The following is a 19,556-nucleotide window of genomic DNA, read 5'->3' as shown; positions in this document are numbered from 1 at the left end:
ACGATACGAATCCATAGCCATTGCGGTTATGAATCACCAAATCAATATGAGAATAATTATTATTCAAAACATTAGAATTTAAAATTTATCTATTTTATGAGTCCTTTTTCTTGACGTAGTACCACGATGCAATAATTGAACCAGGGAAAAAATATGAAATTCAGATAAATTATTCCATCAGTGGAGATCCAGCAATGAACCAACTTGGCATTGGTATGGCTACAAATACTCGTATGTATGTACGAATGTCAGACAGAATATCTTCGGATGTTTCAGGGGGCATTCAGGCGGTTATTTCCTCCGATAATTTAGTCAAAAAAGTATGGGATGGAATTCAGTTGAAAACAATGTCTCGAAATCCAATAAAACTGACATATGTCACGGCAAGTGCAAAGATTTATAACTTCGGAGAAGCTAACGGACAGTTGTTAAGTGATATTGCTCTTTTCGGTACAAATGGCATCCTATTAGGATTTAACAAGTTGATTGGAAATGTACCCACAGGTATGAAATATTCAGGTTGCGTTACTTATCATATCTATACACAACAGCCAAGAACATGGATAGAGCAAAAGGTTACGCATAATGGATTATACAAAATAGAGGATACAGCTCTTCCAGGAGATACATTGACCTTAAGGATTTGCTTTATAAACCGTGGAAGTTCAGATGTAGGTCAAGTGGTTTTTATTGTAAAACTATCCGAAGGTCTATCACTAGTTCCAAATACAACATATTTGTATAACATATGTAATCCGGATGGAGTACTGATGCCGAATGTATTAGATAAAAATGGCTTTAAGGTAGGAACCTATGGACCAGGAGCGACAGCAGAGATTTTATATCAGGTTCGGGTTGATAATAATCTCAAAGTTGGCGTAGAGCTTTGTAGCAAAGCATTTGTGTATTATTGTGATGGAGTTGGTGGAATGGATAGTATCCACAGCACAAGTGTGATTAAAGTTGTATCTGATAGAACAAAGGAAGTTCTTCAAAAGACAGCAAAAGTTCAAGTAACAGAAGATAAAAAACAACCAAAAGATGGCATAGGAACAATCTCATATAAAGAAGGCATCTATACAGGAGAACTAAGAGATGGAAAGCCACATGGACATGGAAAATGGACTGATGATAAAGGTTTTGTTCGTGAAGGTAATTTTGTTGACGGAAAGATGGAAGGGCATTTTGTATGCTTCGATGAGGTAGGATCTTGGAACGAAAAATATATAAATGACAAGAGAATATTTAAGTAGTTTTTTCTTACTTATGATAATGACATCTATATGAAAGAATGTAGGTGTCTTTTTTTATTAGACGCTTTTTTCAAAGAAATAGTTGATGTACATGAATATGTACAGTAGTTTTACATCTTTTAGCTATTCTTTACTTGTAAGAGGTAATGAATATGCTTATAACAAAAGAATTCCTAGATCGTTTATCCCCAGTAGAAATTACATTTATCAGATGTAGCATCGACAAACTATACAAAGATAAAGAAAAACATGAGACAACAAACTACGAGAATGTTAATTTGCATGTCGAATGTTGTCCTCATTGCGGTTCTGTACGCTTTGTTAAGAATGGCCTTAATCCTCATCATAAACAAAAATATCGTTGTAAGGATTGTAACAGTGCATTTATGGTTACAACAAATACAATGTTTACTCATTCTAAGACTTCCTTTGATATATGGAGTTCTTTTATTGCAGGAGAACTTAATAACTTAACACTTCAACAACAGACAGTAGAAACAGGCCTTACTCAAATAACTTGTTTTAACATGCGCCACAAGCTCTACAAGGCTGTATCAAGAATTCAAAGAGAATCTAAACGGAGTGGTTTAGTTGAACTTGATCCATCTTATACAAAGATAAACCTAAAAGGGACAAAACAAGAAAATATGCCTAGATATAGCAACCATAGAGGTAAAGGCAAGAAAATTTATTCTAAGCAATTACCTGGAACACGCAGACATAAAGTATGTGTAGTAGCAGCTATAGATGAACATGATAATGCCGTACAACAAAAAAAGAAAATTTGACATAAAAAAGCGCTACATAAGCGACATTTGGAATATTTATGATTTTACAACTGTCGAACTACCGTAATCACAAATGTAGCTTCTTACACCTTAATTAGGTCACAATACTCCTTTGCAATTTTTATATATTTTTAATTGTTATATTTATTGTTTTAATCATAGAAATATCTTTTAACTTTGTGATAGACTTAAATCATAATAGGAGGTTTTTATGGATTACCGTTTATTAGCATCTTTAATAACTTATATTGGTATTATCATTTTTTGCATCTATATTTATAAAAACTATATTCATTCTTTATATTTTGAAAACAAGAAGAAACAACAAAAAATAATTGTCGGATTTATTTTAATATTGGTATTAGTTTCAATAACTTCATCATTTATTTCAAATTATTTGAATAACGCGAATTATTGGTTGATTATCTATAATACCTTGGGAGCTTTCTTAAACTTTGATAAAAGTATCGAAACTGATAATGTTTTAGTTCAAACTCTTTCTGACATTGCAAGGATGACAGCAATATTATCTACAGCTAGTTTTATTGGCGGAGAATTCTTCTCTTACATATTAAGAAGAAATCAAAAATTACTTACAATCCGAAAATATAAAAAAATAATTGCTGTATATACCGATTATGATGAAGACAGTTCTTTTATTAAAAAGATACATAAAGATGGTTATTATGTGGTAGTTATAAAAGATAATTATGATTTTTATAATAACACTGAATATAATTTAATTATCTTTCAAAACGATAGTGAAGGAATTAACTTCTATGCAAAATATAAAGATAAATTTTTAAATAAGAAAGTTACTTTAGTATTAAATGAGTATGATAGCTCTAGTTTGAACCAAGATGAAGTAAAGATATTAAATATTAGTCAATTAATTGCTAAAGACTATTGGTTATCATCTCATTCATTAATCCAATATTTTGATAGTTGCAATGACAATAAACATCTTGATATTGCAATAATAGGCTTAAATAATATTGGTAAAGATATTTTTAAAACAGCTATACTAGATAATATCTATAGTACTAAGCAACAAATTAATTATCATTTATGGGGTAATATAAACGATTTTGAATCAATTAACTATGATATTAATGGTAGCGCAGATCGCATTTTGTCATATGATAAGATTATTTATCATGAAGAATATGTATTAAATCAAAAATCATTGAATTGTTTAAATAAATGCCAAAGAATAATAATTTGTGATTCTAAAGATTCTTATGTATGTCAAGAAATAATTAGAAAAAATAATAACGCTAATGATATCCATCTATATGATAATGATCTAGCAATTCTTATGTCAGTAACGAATAATATTAATTCTATGAATGTTAGTTCTTTTGGTTCTTTTGATAATTTCTTTTCATTTGAAAATATGTTTGAAGAAGATAAAGAACTATTAGCGAAGAAAATAAATATGTTTTATCAAAAAGAATATAATCCTAAAGCTAATGATTTAAATGAAGAATGGTATAAAATTGATGGTTATTCTAAAAGATCATGTATTGCTTGTGCCGATTATAGTAAAGTAAGAAAATTATATTTAAAAGATAATAAAGTAAATGGTAATATCGATTCAATCTTATGTGAGTTAGAGCATAATCGTTGGTGCCGTTTTATGATAATTGAAGGTTATAGTTATGATAGTGAATTAGAGAAATTAACTAAGAAAAGAGACGCCATTAATAAAAAACATGGTTGTCTTGTACCTTTTGACAGATTAAGTGATTATGAAAAATTAAAAGATTTGAATGTATTAAAATATATCGATAACGAAGACTAACAAAAGACTTTAAAGGAGATAATTATGGGTTTTATGCATTATAAGACAAGAGGACAATCAACTCCACAAGGAAAACAACACGTCTTTTTCTCAGCACATCCAATTGATCAAGAAAAATACTTTGAAGAATTATCAAACGAAATATTAAAAGTGATAAACTGCGCTATTTGGTATGAAGATGATACTATTGAACAAAATGCAAAACATGCAGTAGAAAATGATCATCTCAAGGTGTTATCAAGAATGCGCCTTTTAGTAGTGCCAGTTACTTCAACCCTTTTGTTTTCCAATTGTGAAACACTGACAACAGATATTATTTATGCGAAAGACAAACATATTCCAATCCTACCGATTATGATGGAGCCAGGTTTAGTTAATGAATTTACAAAGCGATTTGGTACAATTCAATTCTTAGATAAAACTATAATTGATCCAACCGCTATTAGCTACGAAAGAAAACTTGAGTCAATGTTGACTGAATCACTTGTAAAAGAAGAAATTACCGATAAAATTAAAAACGCTTTTGATGCCTTTATTTTCTTGAGTTATCGTAAAAAGGATCGTGAATACGCCAATAAATTAATGCATTTGATACATGAAAATCCTAACTGTGAAGCTTTTGCATTCTGGTATGATGAATATCTAGTTCCTGGCGAAGAATTTAATCAAGCAATCAAAAAAGCCCTTGAGAATAGTGATCTTTTCGTGCTTTCAGTGACACCAAATCTTGTAAACGAAGAAAACTATGTACAAAAGATTGAATATCCAATGGCAAGAGAATTGAATAAAACAATTCTTCCAATAGAAATGGTATCAACCGATAAAAATAAGATGAATGAACAATATGCTCACATACCTTCTTTGATTGAAATGAATGATACTACACTTATTACCGACACAGTTATAAACGCTCTTAAATCATGTATAAAGGAACAACCTAGCGATTCATCAGAACATTCCTTCTTCTTAGGACTTGCATACCTTGGCGGCATTTCTGTTGAAAGAGATGAAAAGAAAGCCCTTAAGCTAATAAAAAAAGCAGCAGAAGGAGATTTGCCTCAAGCATATGAGAAACTAGCCATCATGTATCGCAATGGTGATGGGGCTAAACAAGATTTAGTAGAGTCTATTAAGTGGTTAGAGAAACTCTTTGATAACTATAAAGAATGTTTTGAAAAAGAACCATCAATAAAGAATTTTGAAAAGTTATTCTCTGTCGGCCGTGACTTTGCTGGTCGAGCCATAATGTATTCAAATGATTATAAGACACAAGCGAAAGTTATCGAGGATTTGGTTTCTTTAGCTCAAAAGTGTCATGTAAGTAGTGAAAAAGAAATAGATGATTTAAAACTTATTCAATCAAAGATAGATATGATTAAAGCGATAGATGCTGCCACCAATAGAGGTAATCTTGACGAAGAAGAAAATGACCTTTGGAGCGCTAAGGACAGGCTTGATCGTAATAACCCAAAACATAAAAAACTCCTTCTTGAAATATACTCTGACCTATTGATTCACTATGGTGAACATAGAATTGATGAAGATAGAGCAGATTACTGGGGGGAAGTTGCATTAAACTTAGCTGATGAACTTTATAAAGAGACAGGCGATGTCTATTATAAATTCACGAAAGGGGATATTTATACAAAACTTGGAAGAATCAAATTTCGTACTGGAAGTTATAAACTAGCTAAAGACTATTATGAGTTCGCTGAAAAAATATTTAGAGAAGTCAATGATGAACAACTTGATAAGAAAAATCTTATTTCACATGTATCTATTGCTTTACTAGAAACGGGACGATCATATGATGCGATGGGACAGTATTTAAAAGCCAAGGCCAAATATGAGGAAGCATTAAGTCTAGATCAAGAGATGGAGAAATATTTTCCCCAATCATCTACCGTAAAATCAAATATCTCTACCGTTTTAGGTGATATGGCTATTAATGCTGCAAATCTAAAAAATAATGAAGCAGCAAATAAATATGCTCGTGAAGCTTATGAAATCTCTAAAACAATTTTTGAGAAAACTGATTCAGATGATATGTTACTAAACTTCATCGCTGCATGTGATACATTGGGAAGCTTTGCAGGTGATTTTGATGATCAAATGAAATATTTAAGAGAAATGTTGGAATTATCATTAAAATTTGTTGAACGTCGTGATGATTTCATGACAAGAGATACGTTAACACAAAGCTACTTTAAGGCTATTGATGTTTCGCTAACTTATAAGAATTATGACGATGCTCTTGAACTAGCCAAAAAAGCCTTCGATGTTTGTGAAAAACAATGTCAAACTAATCCGGGTGAATACACCAAGAAAAGAATGTTGATGGCTGTTCAATTACTAGGCAAAGCGCTTAGAAAAAAGCATCCGTTTAAATGGATAATAATGTCTGCTAAATATATTGAACGTTCAAACGAAGTATTAAAAGATTGTTAGTAAATATAATATATAAATACTATATTCTTGTTTAGTTGGTGGAGGTTATTGGTATAGTGGTGCAACTATTAAAATTCGATAATTTTATAATAAGAAAGAGGGCGTTTTAAATGAAAAAATATGGGGATACATTCTTAGTGATCATAGGATTATTAATTATTGTTGGGACAGTAATTTGTTATTTATTCTATAATTTAAATTCAACTACAATGTATGCCATCTGTGGTATTGTTTTGGTGATAATGATTTTATTATTATATATTAGAAACTATAAGAACAATCATTATGGTGGCAAATTCAAAAATGATTTTCCTGATGCACATTAATTCAATTATTATTGATTCTATGTGTGGATTAAGTTTTCTCAATAAAAGAGTATCACTTGTTTATGGCGATACTCTTTTGACTGTTTATCTCTCATTTTCATCAATATAGATACATTCAAAGCCCATGTTCTCGGCTAAGCGCTGATACGCAAAAATCCTAAATTCCCACCCTTTTGTGTGGGGCGGATTTGATCTTCCATGCTATAATATCCTTATCATGTTCTAACTGCACCAATCAGCTAGAATCATCTTTTTGCAAAGGGGGCTATGGCTATCTATGAGTGAGCGTAAGAAATCCGTCATTCGGCTTTTTGCAGCGGCAGTGCTGTTGTTTACTGTTTCTGCATACCGGCAGCTTAGCATACGGTATTGGTCGGAAGATTTTCTGCGGCCATATCTTGTCTGGGCGGTCTATATGCTACTCCTCTTTGGCTGGCAACATACCATTACAACAAAAATCATGCAGAAATCCATGCGCGGCCACCTGACTGCACAAAATATCGTCAGTATCCTGTATTTAACGGTCCGCTTCGTTCAGGATGCTTTCCTCTATGTCAATATTCCATGGATGCGCTTTACCGGATACTTTATCAATATCGCGGCTGTCTTCATACCACTGTTCGGGTTTTACAGCGCATTCTATCTCGGCAAGCCGGAGGATTACCAGATCAGCAAAAAGTGGTATCTGCTCCTAATCCCGGCATGTTTTCTGAGCATGCTGGCGCTAACCAACGATTTGCATCACTTTTTCTATTACATTGTGCCGGAGGAACCCCAGCCAAATTTGTATTTTCATCCATACATCGGCACATATATCATCTATCTGTGGGGATTGTGGATGATCGGGCATCAGGTATATGTGATTTATCAGCGAAATGGTACGACAAAGTCAGACCCGCTTTACCGAAAGCTGGTTCCCTTCTACGAGCCGATTTTACTCTTTCTGTTCAGTATTCCTTATGCTGCTACGGCCTACGTGGTGCGGTTTGAGCTTGTAGAATATTCGGCGGGACTGATTTTTATTCTTGTGCTTTGCTGGGAGCTCTATATTTTGACGGGGCTGATTCCCGTCAACACGCAGTACAGTGAAGTATTCTGGCGTTCTACAGTGGCGATGCAGATTCTTTCACCGACCGGTGAGCGGATTGCAGTATCGGAAAACGCGGCGGATATCACGCCTGCTATGCTGGAAGCTTTAAAGCAAAATCAGCATTTTTCTGCTACGGAAGATATTACCATGAACCTGCACCAAATCCCGGGCGGGTATATGGTCTGGCAAACCGATCTCTCGCAGATCAATCAGGCTTTACGAGAGCTTCAGAGACTGAATGCGGAATTGGAAGAAGAACAAGATCTGAATATAACGGATGGGCAAGCCCATCCGTTATATTCAATATGCATAAAACTACTACAAGACTATTGTTTGAAAATGTGTTTTATTAGCATTCTTTTTTGTTGATACCATCTTCTTGTAAGCTAAGCCCTTAATATGAAAATTAATTTTACTGTCTGATATTTAAATGGTAGAAAGACTAAGATAATAGTAAAATATTAGTGATAGATATGGATACAATTTATGTTATTAAAAAATCTAGGAGTTAAGAAATAATGAGCAACCTAACATTGTATATCAATAAAATAGCTGACAGCATCCTTTTTGATGAGAAGAACAAAGAATTTACAATATGTGATGGTAGTTTAGGGACTTACAAATTTTGTGATGTCGTTAGAAGTCAAATAGTTTATGAACATGCTAGATATAAAGGTAAATCACCATTGTTTTCTCATAGAGTGTTAATTAGTATGTTTAATACGAGTATTTTTATTGAATTAAAAAAAGTATATGTAGGTGTTGAAATTGAATTATCAAATAAAGGTAAGGCATATGTATATATATCAAAAAATCCGGTCATTCAACATAACCTTCAATTTGAAGAAGATTATAAAATCGCAAAACAAATAGATAAAAAATTAAAAAGAATGTCTCTTGAAAAAAACAGATTGGATTAACATATTAAAAGCAGTTAAGGTTGATTTATTCTTGTTTTTCTGTTTTTGTGTGTTTGTGTTAACACAATGGTTTGTAAAAAGGACTATGATATGCATAGAACTACTACAAGACTACTACTTGCAGATGTGTTCTGAAAACACTCCTCTCCGTCTAACTAACGGAATCTTGGGTGTTTTTTTTATTTGCTAATTCAATTAAAATAGTATTGAAAAGAGTTGGTGGTTTTGTGAAACAAACGAATGATAATTTGACTATAATAAATGACTTACAAAAAGAGATTCAATGCTTGAAGAACATTTTGGATCGAGAAGGAATTTCTTATCAGGAAGAATTGGATCAATTAAAGAATTCTACAAATACAGAACCTTTTGAAACAAATCAAGGAAGTCGTATTGTTTTTCCAAATGAAATCACAAAAGATATGGCAAATCGATTTTTTGCACGTTTTTGGGGTCGTACAGACGTATACGCAAAAAGAGTAGAAAACAAGAAAACAAATAAAGCGGGATACTATCCACAATGTATTAATTTTTGGTCAGACGGTTGTGGTAAGAAATGGAATGCAGGATTTCGTTGCCAAGATTGTCATTACCAAAAGTATAAAGCTTTGACAATTGATAGTATTATGTCACATTTAAAAGGAAATGAAGTGATTGGTGTTTATCCATTGCATAAAGATAATACGTGTCGCTTTTTAGTCTTTGATTTTGATAATCATGATATAGATGCAGGAAATGATTTTGCGAATATAGATGAGAGTTGGAAAGAAGAAGTTGATGCGATGCGTGAGATTTGTCAATTAAATGGAATTGATCCATTGATTGAACGTTCTAGATCAGGTAAAGGAGCGCATATTTGGATTTTCTTTGATAAACCAATTTCAGCTATTTTGGCAAGAAATTTTGGGAATGCTTTATTGGATAAAGGGGCAGAACAAGTGAATTTAAAATCATTTAAATATTATGATCGTATGATACCGGCACAAGATAGTATGCCAAAGGGTGGTCTGGGAAATTTAATCGCATTGCCATTGCAAGGACGAGCATTGAAAGATGGCAACAGTGCATTTATTGATGAAAATTGGAATGCCCATTCAAATCAATGGAATGTATTGTGGTCTAAACCTAAGCTTTCACAGGAGTTTATAGAAGAAAAAATAAAAGAATGGCGTGGTAATCTAAATGGTAAGCCATGGGATTCAATAAGTGAATTTAACAAGAATGAAGTGGATGGAAAAATGCATATCACTTTATCGAATGGTATTTATGTGGATATTTCAAATTTAAGTGTGTCTATTCAAAATAAAATTCGTAAATTGGCTAGAATTAGTAATCCTATTTATTATAAAAATCAAGGCATGGGAATTTCTACTTTTGGCATGTATAAATATATTTATCTTGGTGAAGATCACGATAGTGGATATATACAAATTCCTAGAGGATGTTATGATGCTTTAATTTCGTATAATAAGAATGCTGGGATTCAAATGATGATTGATGATAAAAGGCAACAAGGAAGAAGTATTGATGTTACTTTTAAGGGAGAGTTAAAACCTGAACAAAATGTAGCTCTAAATAAAATGATTGAGCATGATAATGGTATTTTATTAGCGGCTACTGCTTTTGGCAAGACTGTTCTTTGTGCAGATTTAATTGCGACAAAGAAAGTGAATACATTAATTTTGTTGGAGAGTTCATCTTTATTAGAACAATGGAAAGATAAGCTGCAGACATTTTTGGATATAAATGAAGAATTACCTGAATATACAACACCTAAAGGTTTGATCAAAAAGAGAAAATCATTAATAGGTACTTTACAAGGATCTCATGATTCTATGACAGGTATAATTGATATCGCAATGGCTGGTTCTATATGTAAAAAGGGAAAATTTCATAAACTGTTGAATGAGTATGGCATGATCATTGTGGATGAATGTCATCATGCGGCTTCAAATACAGAAAGTGCTGTTTTAAAAGAAATTAAAGCTAAGTATGTGTATGGTGTTACAGCCGTTGATCGAACGGATCAATTGGATAAGATGAATTTTATGCTTATTGGTCCAATACGACATAAATATTCCGCAAAAGAACAAGCAAAACAACAAGGGATTCCTCGTTTGTTATATCCTCGGTTTACACATGTGGTTGCACCAAGAGGAATGATGAAAGATGAAAAGAATCCCAATGAAGCATACTCAATATTACGAGATAATGATTTGCGAGATCAAATGATTATTCAGGATATAAAAGATTGTATTCAAAAAAATCGTACGCCTGTGGTTCTGTCTAAATATGTAAATCATTGTAAGAAGCTATATAAACAATTAGAAGGCGTGGCAGATTCAGTTTTCTTGTTGATAGGAAGTCAATCAAAAAAAGAAAATAATCATATTGTTGAATTAATGAAAAGTGTGCCTGAAGACAAAACTATGATATTGGTTGCGACAGGATCACTCATTGGAGAAGGATTTGACCTTGATAGGTTGGATACTTTGTTTCTAGCAATGCCTGTAGCGAGTAGTAGTGTTATAGAACAATTTACAGGAAGAATTCATCGACTATATGATAAAAAAGATACAATACTTGTATATGATTATGTAGATGTCCATATTCCGATGTTTGATCGAATGTATGGAAAAAGATTAAAGGCCTACAAAGAATCAGGTTATGAATTAATTTCGGATACTAACGGCATAAAAAGTGAATCGCAAATTTCTCAATCTATATATGATGCAAGTAATTATTATGATGCTTATGTTCAAGATTTATTGTGTGCTAATAAGAATATTATTGTATCCAGTCCTTCATTATCTGGCGATAGAGTTGTAGAATTTACTAAATTGATCAAAGAAAAGATGGAAAGTGGAGTTGAAGTAACCGTAGTTTCTTGGATGCCTGATAAAATTAGGCTTGGAAGTTCAAATTATAGAATGCAGTTGATAGAAGAAATGAGACAATCTGGTTTTTATCTAAAATCTGCAGAAGATAATTGTGAACATTTTGCGGTTATTGATCAGGAAATTGTATGGTATGGAAATATAAATTTATTAGGTAAACAAGATGTAGAAGATCATATTATGCGGATTCAAAGTAAAGAAATCGCAAGTGAACTTATGGAAATGACTTTTGGGAATAGTTTATATAATTATTTGAATAACTTCTAGAAATTTTCCTAGAAGTTTTTCTATTTGTGATAAAATAATGGGCAGGTGATATTTGATGAGTGAAAAAAGAGAAGGTTACCAATTTGTTGGTTGGTATATAGATAAAGAGTGTACAAAAAGATTAAATCCAGGTGGTGTTCTTCCTCATTCTGTGACTTTATATGATAAATGGATTCCTATTTGGTATCCCATTGAATATGATGTGGATGGTGGAGTTATGTCGCGTCGTAATCCGAGATATACATGTATTGAATCAGAAGAATTGTTGTTGTATCCGGCATTTAAAAAGGGCGTTATGTTTGTAGGTTGGCAGTTGAATGGTGAAATTATAACGAGTGTACCAGCAGGCATTCATGAACCTGTTATATTGACAGCTATTTATAAAGAGTGTCCGGTTATCCACTTTGAAACGTGTGGTGGAGCTAATTATATGGATGTATGTACGGATGAACATGGTTTATTGGGGGATTTAAAGCCGCCAGTTCGAGTTGGATATACCTTTGATGGATGGTTCTGGGATTGTGATTATCGTTGGCGTTATAACTTGGATGAACCCATTCATGAGTCTTGTACTTTATATGCTCATTGGCAAGTAAGTCAATATAAGATTACGTATGATTTAAATGGTGGACTCAGTAGTCGAAGAAATCCAAAGTCATATACGTATTTTTCGGATACGATTCACTTATTGCCGGCTACAAAGCCAGGGTATGAATTTGTGGGTTGGTTTGACGAAAGAGGAAATGAGTTGAATGTGATTCGTGAGCATTCTATGGGAAATAAGCATTTAATTGCACAGTTTAGAAAGAGGGAATTGAATTAGTATGCAAAATCCATTAGGGTATGAAAAAGAGTCATCATTATTAAAAAAGTTTGCGATACCAAGTATTATCTCAATGCTTGTATCGTCACTATACAACATTGTAGATCAAATCTTTATCGGTCAAGGTGTTGGTTTTCTAGGAAATGCGGCAACTAATGTGGCGTTTCCATTAACAACAATTGCGCTTGCGATTGCATTGTTGATTGGGATTGGTTCAGCAAGTTTATTTAGTTTATATCTAGGTGAAAAGAAGCCAGAACGATCAAGTAGTATTGCTGGGAATGGTATTAGTATGTCTGTTCTTTGCTCAGTAATCTATGTTGTTTTAGTACTTGTATTTCTTGAACCACTATTAAAATCGTTCGGGGCTACAAGTACAATTATGCCTTTGGCCCTTGATTATACACGAATTACTACTTTGGGTGTACCGTTTTTGATTACGACAAATGTGATTAGTAACTTGATTCGTGCAGATGGATCACCAAAATATTCAATGACATGTATGGTTGCGGGAGCTATTGTGAATACAATATTAGATCCTTTGTTTATTTTTGTATTTCATATGGGTGTCGCTGGAGCTGCCATTGCCACAGTAGCTGGTCAAGTGATTTCGTTTTTTATTGCCGCTTGGTATATTAAGAGTTTTCAACATATTGAATTTAATAAAAAGAGTTTACGTATTTCTTTGAAGGATACAAAGGAAATGGCAACCATTGGAATGAGTGCTTCATTAAATCAGATTGCGATTTTGTTTGTGCAAATCGTTTTAAATAACTCATTGACGTATTATGGGCAATTTACTAAGTTTGGTAGTGATATTCCTTTAGCGGCATGTGGCATTGTGATGAAAACCAATGCGATATTATTAGCTATCATCATTGGTATTTCACAAGGAATGCAGCCAATCATTGGATTTAATTATGGGGCACAAAAATATGAGCGTGTTAAAAAGACGTTCAAGCTTGCGATCAGTGCAAATTTGGTTGTTTCATTTATTGGGTGGGCCTTATTTCAATTCTGCACAAGTACTGTATTATCTATATTTGGATCAGGGGATGCGAACTATTTTGAATTTGCGACAATGTTTATGCGAATCTATCTAATGCTAGTATGTGTTGATGGAGTACAGATGTTATCGTCTAGCTTCTTTTCGTCAATTAAAAAAGCCTATTTAGGAATGTTTTTATCTATGACTAGACAAGTATTATTTTTGATTCCACTTGTTTTGATCTTACCTAAATTTTTTGGGTTGAATGGAATCTTATATGCGGCTCCCATTGCGGATTTTGTAGCCTTTGTAGTATCGGTTATTTGTATTTCAACTGAATTCAAGAAGTTAAATGAATTAGAAAAAAGTAGGAAAACAAATTCTCTGTAAAAAGGAGATTTTTTTTTCTTTAAATGACATTCTACGGATTCTGTATTTTAGAAATGCGTAGAATTGATTATTATCGATATTTATGGTAGAATATTAATGTTTCGCATGGAGGTATAAGTGAACGCATATTATCATTCTTTAATCGAAGAAATAAAAAAAGAGATAGATGAAAAAAGTTATGCCCAGGCGTACGAATTGATTTGTCAGGAACTGAACATGCCTTATGTTCCAGAGGATGCATTGAAGTTATTAGAATATTATAAGTTTGAATGTAAACCTTATTTGGAACAAAAGAGTAAGAGTATGGATTTCAACAAGTTACAGGATTATGTTCATGGCACTCTAGAACAAAAAATCTATGCGATTTCTATTTTAGAAAACATGAATCTAAGAATGTGTCATGATGAAGTTCAGGAATTACTAGATTCAGATTTACCTGATGAATATAAGGGTACATTGATTGAAGCTTTAATGGAGCAGAAAATTGATGATCCGTTTAATTTGATAAAATCCGGGTTGAACATTACGTTTATACCAAGTGCTATTTTACCTATGGAGCAAGATCAGTCAATCAATGAGGCTAGCTCATTATTCGAAAGTTGGTTTACAAATGAGAATCCTACTATGATTCAATTTTGTATGTCACTTTTGATACAGTTAGTTTTGTATGAAAGACCATTCGATCAAGAAGACAAAGATCCTTATCAGCTTGCGAAAAGTATTTGTAGACTTGTGTATGATGCAATGCAGAAATCCGATGAATGGCCTGGTTTTGTCAAAAAACAAGGTCTTGAAAGAATTGAGGATATTGAGTTATCCATTGAAAAGCGAGGAGAAAACAATGACTAGTACTTGGACTTTGAAAGAAAATTCTACTGGTGAATTAGAAGTAACAGTAGAAGGTGAAGCTTGGAAAAAAGCACAGAAAAAAGCATTAAACTATGCTAAATCTCACATGAATTTGAAAGGATTCCGTAAAGGACAAATTCCTGATGCTTTAGTAAAAAAACAACTTTCTTCAAAAGCATTATATGATATGGCTAGTGAAGAAGTAGCTAATGAAGCATTATCAGAAGGAATCAAAGAACACAATATCGATTTAGTAGCTCGTCCTACTTTAGATGTTAAAGAAGCAGATGATGAAAAAGCCGTATTAGTATTTACATGTACAGTACTTCCTGAAGTAACTTTAGGTGAATACAAAGGATTAGATATCAAAAAAGCGGATGTAGAAGTTACAGAAGAAGATGTTGAAAACGAAGTTAAACGTGTTCAAGATCGTTATGCTGACTGGGTAGTTCGTGAAGATGACGATGCTGCTCAATTAGGTGATCAAGTAGTTATCGATTTTGTTGGAACAAAAGATGGTGTAGCATTTGAAGGTGGATCTGGAGAAAACTATCCATTAGAACTTGGTTCAGGATCATTCATTCCAGGTTTTGAAGAACAATTAGTAGGAGTTAAGAAAGGTGAAGAAAAAGACGTTGAAGTTACTTTCCCTGAAAACTACCAAGCAGCTGAACTTGCTGGTCAACCTGCAGCTTTCCACTGCACAGTTCACGAAGTAAAATATAAAGATCTTCCTGAATTAAATGATGAATTAATCAAAAAATTAAAAATTGAAAATGTTGAAACAGTAGATGCTTACAAAGAAAAAGTAAAAACTGATTTAACTGCTCAAAAAGAAAGGGAAGCTGAAGAAAACTTCACAAATGAATTGTTAGGAAAAGTTTGTGACAACGCTAATGTTGAAATTCCTGCAGTAATGATCGATGCTGAAGTTGATCGTATGTATAAAGAATTCGAAGGGCGTATGCAACAATCTGGATTCACTGCTAAACAGTTCTTAGAAGCAACTCATCAAACTGAAGAAGCAATCCGTGCTCAAATGAGTCCAGAAGCTGCTGCTCGTGTTAAAACACAGTTAGTATTAGAAGCTATCGTTAAAGCTGAAAGCATTGAAGCTAGTGATGAAGATGTAGAAAAAGAATTTACTACAATGTCTGAAATGTATAACATGGAAGTAGAAAAAATCAAATCATTGATTTCTCCAGAAAGTATTAAAGCAGATTTAGCAAATCAAAAAGCATTAGACTTCATTAAAACTTCTGTAAAGTAGTATAATGTTAAAGAAAAAAGACGCTTAGCGTCTTTTTCCATATTTAATATAAGGAGGTTTTCGTATGGAATTAAATACCTATCCTTTAGTTTGTACAAGAGGAGTCGTCCTATATCCAAATCAAGAAATTGTGATTGATGTAGGAAGGGGTGCTTCTGTACATGCTGTTGAAAATGCACAGGATAATTATGATAAAAAGATTTGTTTATTTTCTCAAAAAGAACTTGAACAAGAAAATCCTGGAAAAGAAGATATATATCCTGTAGGAACTTTATGTGAAGTTCGTCATATTCGTCGTTTTGATAACTTTTTACGTGTAAAGTTTCGTGGAATTAAGCGTGTTAAGCTAAACAATTGGATCAATGGAAGCCTAAGTGATTTAGCCGAAGTTGAAATTCTTGAAAGTGAAAAACAGGACGCTGTTGAAGAAGAAGCTTTGATTCGTATGATTGCAGATGAACTTGATCGTATGCAAGGTCAAGATCGTTTTGTGACTAAAGAAATTGTTATGGAAATTTCAAAGGGTATGGGCGGTGAATTCTTAAGTGATAAAGCTGTTCAAGGATTGCCTTTGGATATTGAAAGAAAACAACAGTATCTTGAAACATTAGGGGTAAATGATCGTCTAATGATGTTGCTTCAAGATATGGCTAAAGAGAAAAAGATGAGTGAAGTTGAAAAACAAATCAACGAAACTGTCAAAGAAAGAATTGATCAAGGACAAAAAGATTACTATCTTCGTGAAAAGATGAATGTCATTCGTGAAGAATTAGGGGATACAGTTGCCCAAGATGAAGATGCGGCTAAGATTCGTAAGCGTTTAGCTGAAAATCCATACCCAGACTACATTAAGAAAAAGGTATCGGATGAAGTGAGTCGTTATGAAATGCTACCTATGGCAAGTGGAGAAACTGGTGTCATTAAATCTTATATTGATTGGTTAATGGATCTTCCTTGGTGGCAAGAAACGAAGGACAATGAAGATTTAAATGAAGCTGAAGCTATTTTAAACGCAGATCACTATGGTCTAGAAAAAGTAAAAGAACGTATTCTAGAGTATTTGGCTGTTAAACAAATGACAAATTCATTGAATGCTCCAATTATTTGTTTGGTAGGTCCTCCAGGAGTTGGTAAAACGTCTTTGGCAAAAAGTGTTGCGAGAGCTTTAGATCGTAAATTTGTGAAAATGTCACTTGGTGGTGTTCGCGATGAAGCAGAGATTCGTGGTCACAGAAGAACATATTTAGGGGCTTTACCTGGTCGTATCATTCAAGGTATGAAAAAGGCAGGCGTTACGAATCCAGTGTTCTTGATTGATGAAATTGACAAAATGGCAAGTGACTATAAGGGAGATCCATCAAGTGCAATGCTTGAAGTATTGGATCCTGAACAAAATTCAGTATTCTCAGATCACTATATTGAAGAGCCTTATGACTTATCAAAAGTGTTGTTTATCGCGACGGCAAACTATTTAGAAAATATTCCACCTGCATTAAGAGATCGTTTGGAAATCATCGAATTATCAAGCTATACGGATGCAGAAAAGGTTCATATTGCCAAGGATCACTTAGTTCCTAAACAATTAGAATTAAATGGTTTAAAAGCGTCTCAGTTAAAAATTGACGATGATATGTTACTATATTTAATTCGTTACTATACTCGTGAAGCGGGAGTTCGTTCTTTAGAGCGTACAATTGCGACAATTTGCCGTAAAACAGTACTTGCTATCTTAAAAAACAACAAACGTAGCATTAAATTGACTAAAAAATTAGTTCATGAGTGGTTGGGTAATGAAAAAGTTGATTATGGTAAAAAAGAAAAGAAAGATCAAGTTGGAACTGTAACAGGACTTGCCTATACAAGTTTTGGCGGGGATATCCTTCAAATTGAGGCAACTCGCTTTACAGGAAAAGGTAGACTTGTTCTTACTGGACAATTAGGTGATGTCATGAAGGAAAGTGCTAGTATTGCGCTAGACTATGTTCGTACGCATGCAAATGAATTCAAAATTGATCCTAAATTGTTTGAAGAAAATGATGTACATATTCATGTACCAGAAGGTGCGGTTCCTAAAGATGGACCGAGTGCTGGTGTTACAATGACGACGGCATTGGTATCTTGTTTCTCTAATATTCCAGTTAAGGCGAATTTAGCTATGACTGGTGAAGTTACACTTAGAGGGAATGTTCTTCCTATTGGTGGATTGAAAGAGAAATCATTGGCAGCACATCGTTCTGGAATTGATACGATCTTGATTCCAAAAGAAAATGTAAAAGACTTAGATGATGTTCCTCAAGAAGTAAAAGATGCAGTTACTTTTATTCCTTGTTCAAATGTATCTCAAGTGTTACATAACGCATTGGTAAAATAGTATGATTAGTGAATTTGTGATTAGTGCTGTTGAAAAAGAACAATGGCCAGAATCTGATTTACCAGAAGTTGTAGTCGTTGGACGTAGTAATGTTGGTAAATCAAGCTTTATTAACGCATTGACAAATAAAAAAAGATTAGCCTATGTAGGAAATACACCAGGTAAAACACGTTTGATCAATTTCTTTAAGATTGATGATACTTGGATGTTAGTGGATGTTCCTGGATATGGTTATGCGAAAATGTCTAAACAAATGCTGATCAAGATGGGTAAAATGATGGATACATATTTTAACCAAAGAGAGCAGATTTGTTGCGTTGTACAACTTGTCGATGCAAGACATGGCGCCACGCATGATGATTTAGATATGATCGAAATGATTCAAAGTCTTGGAATTCAAATTGTTATTGTAGCTACAAAAGTTGACAAGATTCCTAAGACAAAACGTGTACGTGCATTGAAAGATATTTCTCAACAGCTTCATTTGCCAATAAAGAATATTTTCGGTATCAGTAGTACAGAAAAAATAGGTTTTGAACCTGTCTTAGAAAGAATCAATGAAATTGTAGAACAGGCTAATAAATAGTCTGTTCTTTTAAATTGTCTAAAAGATTTGAGAATGAAATGATTTTTGTGTATGAGTATGTTAAAATGAAGCCCTAAAAAGGAGTGCTGAGCTTATGAAACAAAACCCAACACCTCGTAATATGATTTTATTTATTTATGCTTACAATAAGAAGATACATTTGGAAGTGGCGTTACTCATTTAGATGCCAAGGGGGTTATTCAAAAAGGTAAAAATCCATAATTTATTTTGTGGTCAATCGTATGAAAGAACAAGTTCATGAAATCGATTTGGGTGCTTATATTATAATGAGTGAAGTTGCAGATATCTTTTCAAATAATATCGATAAAGTATAAGAAAAGTGGGGGAACTAAATTTCCTGACTATATAAAAATAGTTGGGGTCTAGATACGCTATAAGATTACATAGGGTAATGTGCTAGGCAGCTTAAAATTCGCTCCAAAGTATTTTGGGGCGTTTTTTGTTATACTTGAATTGAAAGGATAA

At 33.2% G+C, this 19,556-nt stretch carries 14 protein-coding genes; all 14 read left to right on the top strand.

Annotation, left to right across the window (positions count from 1 at the left end):
- Positions 1–194 precede the first annotated feature (194 nt).
- The 14 genes from FYJ55_RS07350 (at position 195) to yihA (ending at position 19,070) form a co-directional block, all read left to right on the top strand.
- Positions 195–1,253, top strand: a complete 1,059-nt coding sequence (locus FYJ55_RS07350; RefSeq protein ID WP_154556285.1) for a hypothetical protein — start codon at positions 195–197, stop codon at positions 1,251–1,253.
- Between the two features lie 152 nt (positions 1,254–1,405).
- On the top strand, positions 1,406–2,041 hold the full coding sequence (locus FYJ55_RS07345; protein WP_154556284.1) for an IS1/IS1595 family N-terminal zinc-binding domain-containing protein: 636 nt from the start codon (positions 1,406–1,408) through the stop codon (positions 2,039–2,041).
- Positions 2,042–2,252: 211 nt separating this feature from the next.
- On the top strand, positions 2,253–3,845 hold the full coding sequence (locus FYJ55_RS07340) for a hypothetical protein (RefSeq protein ID WP_154556283.1): 1,593 nt from the start codon (positions 2,253–2,255) through the stop codon (positions 3,843–3,845).
- 33 nt (positions 3,846–3,878) lie between these two features.
- Positions 3,879–6,293 (top strand): TIR domain-containing protein, encoded by a 2,415-nt coding sequence (locus FYJ55_RS07335; RefSeq protein WP_195836694.1) that lies wholly within the window; start codon positions 3,879–3,881, stop codon positions 6,291–6,293.
- Positions 6,294–6,403: 110 nt separating this feature from the next.
- Positions 6,404–6,619 (top strand): hypothetical protein, encoded by a 216-nt coding sequence (locus tag FYJ55_RS07330; RefSeq protein ID WP_154556281.1) that lies wholly within the window; start codon positions 6,404–6,406, stop codon positions 6,617–6,619.
- A 277-nt stretch (positions 6,620–6,896) separates the two neighbouring features.
- Positions 6,897–8,078, top strand: coding sequence for a hypothetical protein (locus FYJ55_RS07325; protein WP_154556280.1), 1,182 nt, complete (start codon positions 6,897–6,899; stop codon positions 8,076–8,078).
- A 149-nt stretch (positions 8,079–8,227) separates the two neighbouring features.
- Complete coding sequence (locus tag FYJ55_RS07320; protein ID WP_154556279.1) at positions 8,228–8,629, top strand: hypothetical protein; 402 nt, start codon at positions 8,228–8,230, stop codon at positions 8,627–8,629.
- A gap of 227 nt (positions 8,630–8,856) precedes the next feature.
- On the top strand, positions 8,857–11,793 hold the full coding sequence (locus tag FYJ55_RS07315) for a TOTE conflict system archaeo-eukaryotic primase domain-containing protein (RefSeq protein ID WP_326831852.1): 2,937 nt from the start codon (positions 8,857–8,859) through the stop codon (positions 11,791–11,793).
- A 55-nt stretch (positions 11,794–11,848) separates the two neighbouring features.
- Positions 11,849–12,616: an InlB B-repeat-containing protein gene (locus FYJ55_RS07310; protein ID WP_154556277.1), complete on the top strand. Its 768-nt coding sequence runs from the start codon at positions 11,849–11,851 to the stop codon at positions 12,614–12,616.
- Position 12,617: 1 nt separating this feature from the next.
- A complete protein-coding gene (locus tag FYJ55_RS07305) occupies positions 12,618–13,994 on the top strand; it encodes an MATE family efflux transporter (RefSeq protein ID WP_154556276.1) in 1,377 nt (458 codons plus the stop codon).
- Between the two features lie 117 nt (positions 13,995–14,111).
- On the top strand, positions 14,112–14,843 hold the full coding sequence (locus tag FYJ55_RS07300; protein ID WP_154556275.1) for a DUF3196 family protein: 732 nt from the start codon (positions 14,112–14,114) through the stop codon (positions 14,841–14,843).
- The gene (tig, locus tag FYJ55_RS07295; protein ID WP_154556274.1) at positions 14,836–16,113 is read left to right on the top strand and encodes a trigger factor; all 1,278 of its coding nucleotides are present in this window, start codon (positions 14,836–14,838) and stop codon (positions 16,111–16,113) included. Before FYJ55_RS07300 ends, tig begins: the two co-directional genes overlap by 8 nt.
- Before the next feature lie 64 nt (positions 16,114–16,177).
- Positions 16,178–18,484 (top strand): endopeptidase La, encoded by a 2,307-nt coding sequence (gene lon / locus FYJ55_RS07290; RefSeq protein ID WP_154556273.1) that lies wholly within the window; start codon positions 16,178–16,180, stop codon positions 18,482–18,484.
- Position 18,485: 1 nt separating this feature from the next.
- A complete protein-coding gene (yihA, locus tag FYJ55_RS07285; protein WP_154556272.1) occupies positions 18,486–19,070 on the top strand; it encodes a ribosome biogenesis GTP-binding protein YihA/YsxC in 585 nt (194 codons plus the stop codon).
- The last annotated feature ends 486 nt before the right edge of the window (positions 19,071–19,556 follow it).

It is taken from the genome of Holdemanella porci (assembly GCF_009696075.1).
In the GTDB taxonomy this organism is placed as follows: domain Bacteria; phylum Bacillota_I; class Bacilli_A; order Erysipelotrichales; family Erysipelotrichaceae; genus Holdemanella; species Holdemanella porci.
This window is presented reverse-complemented; position numbering and strand designations above follow the sequence as displayed.

What these genes read in the sequence shown, in the direction of transcription:
- FYJ55_RS07350 (WP_154556285.1), top strand. Translation starts at nt 195, where the DNA reads ATGAACCAACTTGGCATTGGTATGGCTACAAATACTCGTATGTATGTA.
- FYJ55_RS07345 (WP_154556284.1), top strand. Translation starts at nt 1,406, where the DNA reads ATGCTTATAACAAAAGAATTCCTAGATCGTTTATCCCCAGTAGAAATT.
- FYJ55_RS07340 (WP_154556283.1), top strand. Translation starts at nt 2,253, where the DNA reads ATGGATTACCGTTTATTAGCATCTTTAATAACTTATATTGGTATTATC.
- FYJ55_RS07335 (WP_195836694.1), top strand. Translation starts at nt 3,879, where the DNA reads ATGCATTATAAGACAAGAGGACAATCAACTCCACAAGGAAAACAACAC.
- FYJ55_RS07330 (WP_154556281.1), top strand. Translation starts at nt 6,404, where the DNA reads ATGAAAAAATATGGGGATACATTCTTAGTGATCATAGGATTATTAATT.
- FYJ55_RS07325 (WP_154556280.1), top strand. Translation starts at nt 6,897, where the DNA reads ATGAGTGAGCGTAAGAAATCCGTCATTCGGCTTTTTGCAGCGGCAGTG.
- FYJ55_RS07320 (WP_154556279.1), top strand. Translation starts at nt 8,228, where the DNA reads ATGAGCAACCTAACATTGTATATCAATAAAATAGCTGACAGCATCCTT.
- FYJ55_RS07310 (WP_154556277.1), top strand. Translation starts at nt 11,849, where the DNA reads ATGAGTGAAAAAAGAGAAGGTTACCAATTTGTTGGTTGGTATATAGAT.
- FYJ55_RS07305 (WP_154556276.1), top strand. Translation starts at nt 12,618, where the DNA reads ATGCAAAATCCATTAGGGTATGAAAAAGAGTCATCATTATTAAAAAAG.
- tig (WP_154556274.1), top strand. Translation starts at nt 14,836, where the DNA reads ATGACTAGTACTTGGACTTTGAAAGAAAATTCTACTGGTGAATTAGAA.
- lon (WP_154556273.1), top strand. Translation starts at nt 16,178, where the DNA reads ATGGAATTAAATACCTATCCTTTAGTTTGTACAAGAGGAGTCGTCCTA.
- yihA (WP_154556272.1), top strand. Translation starts at nt 18,486, where the DNA reads ATGATTAGTGAATTTGTGATTAGTGCTGTTGAAAAAGAACAATGGCCA.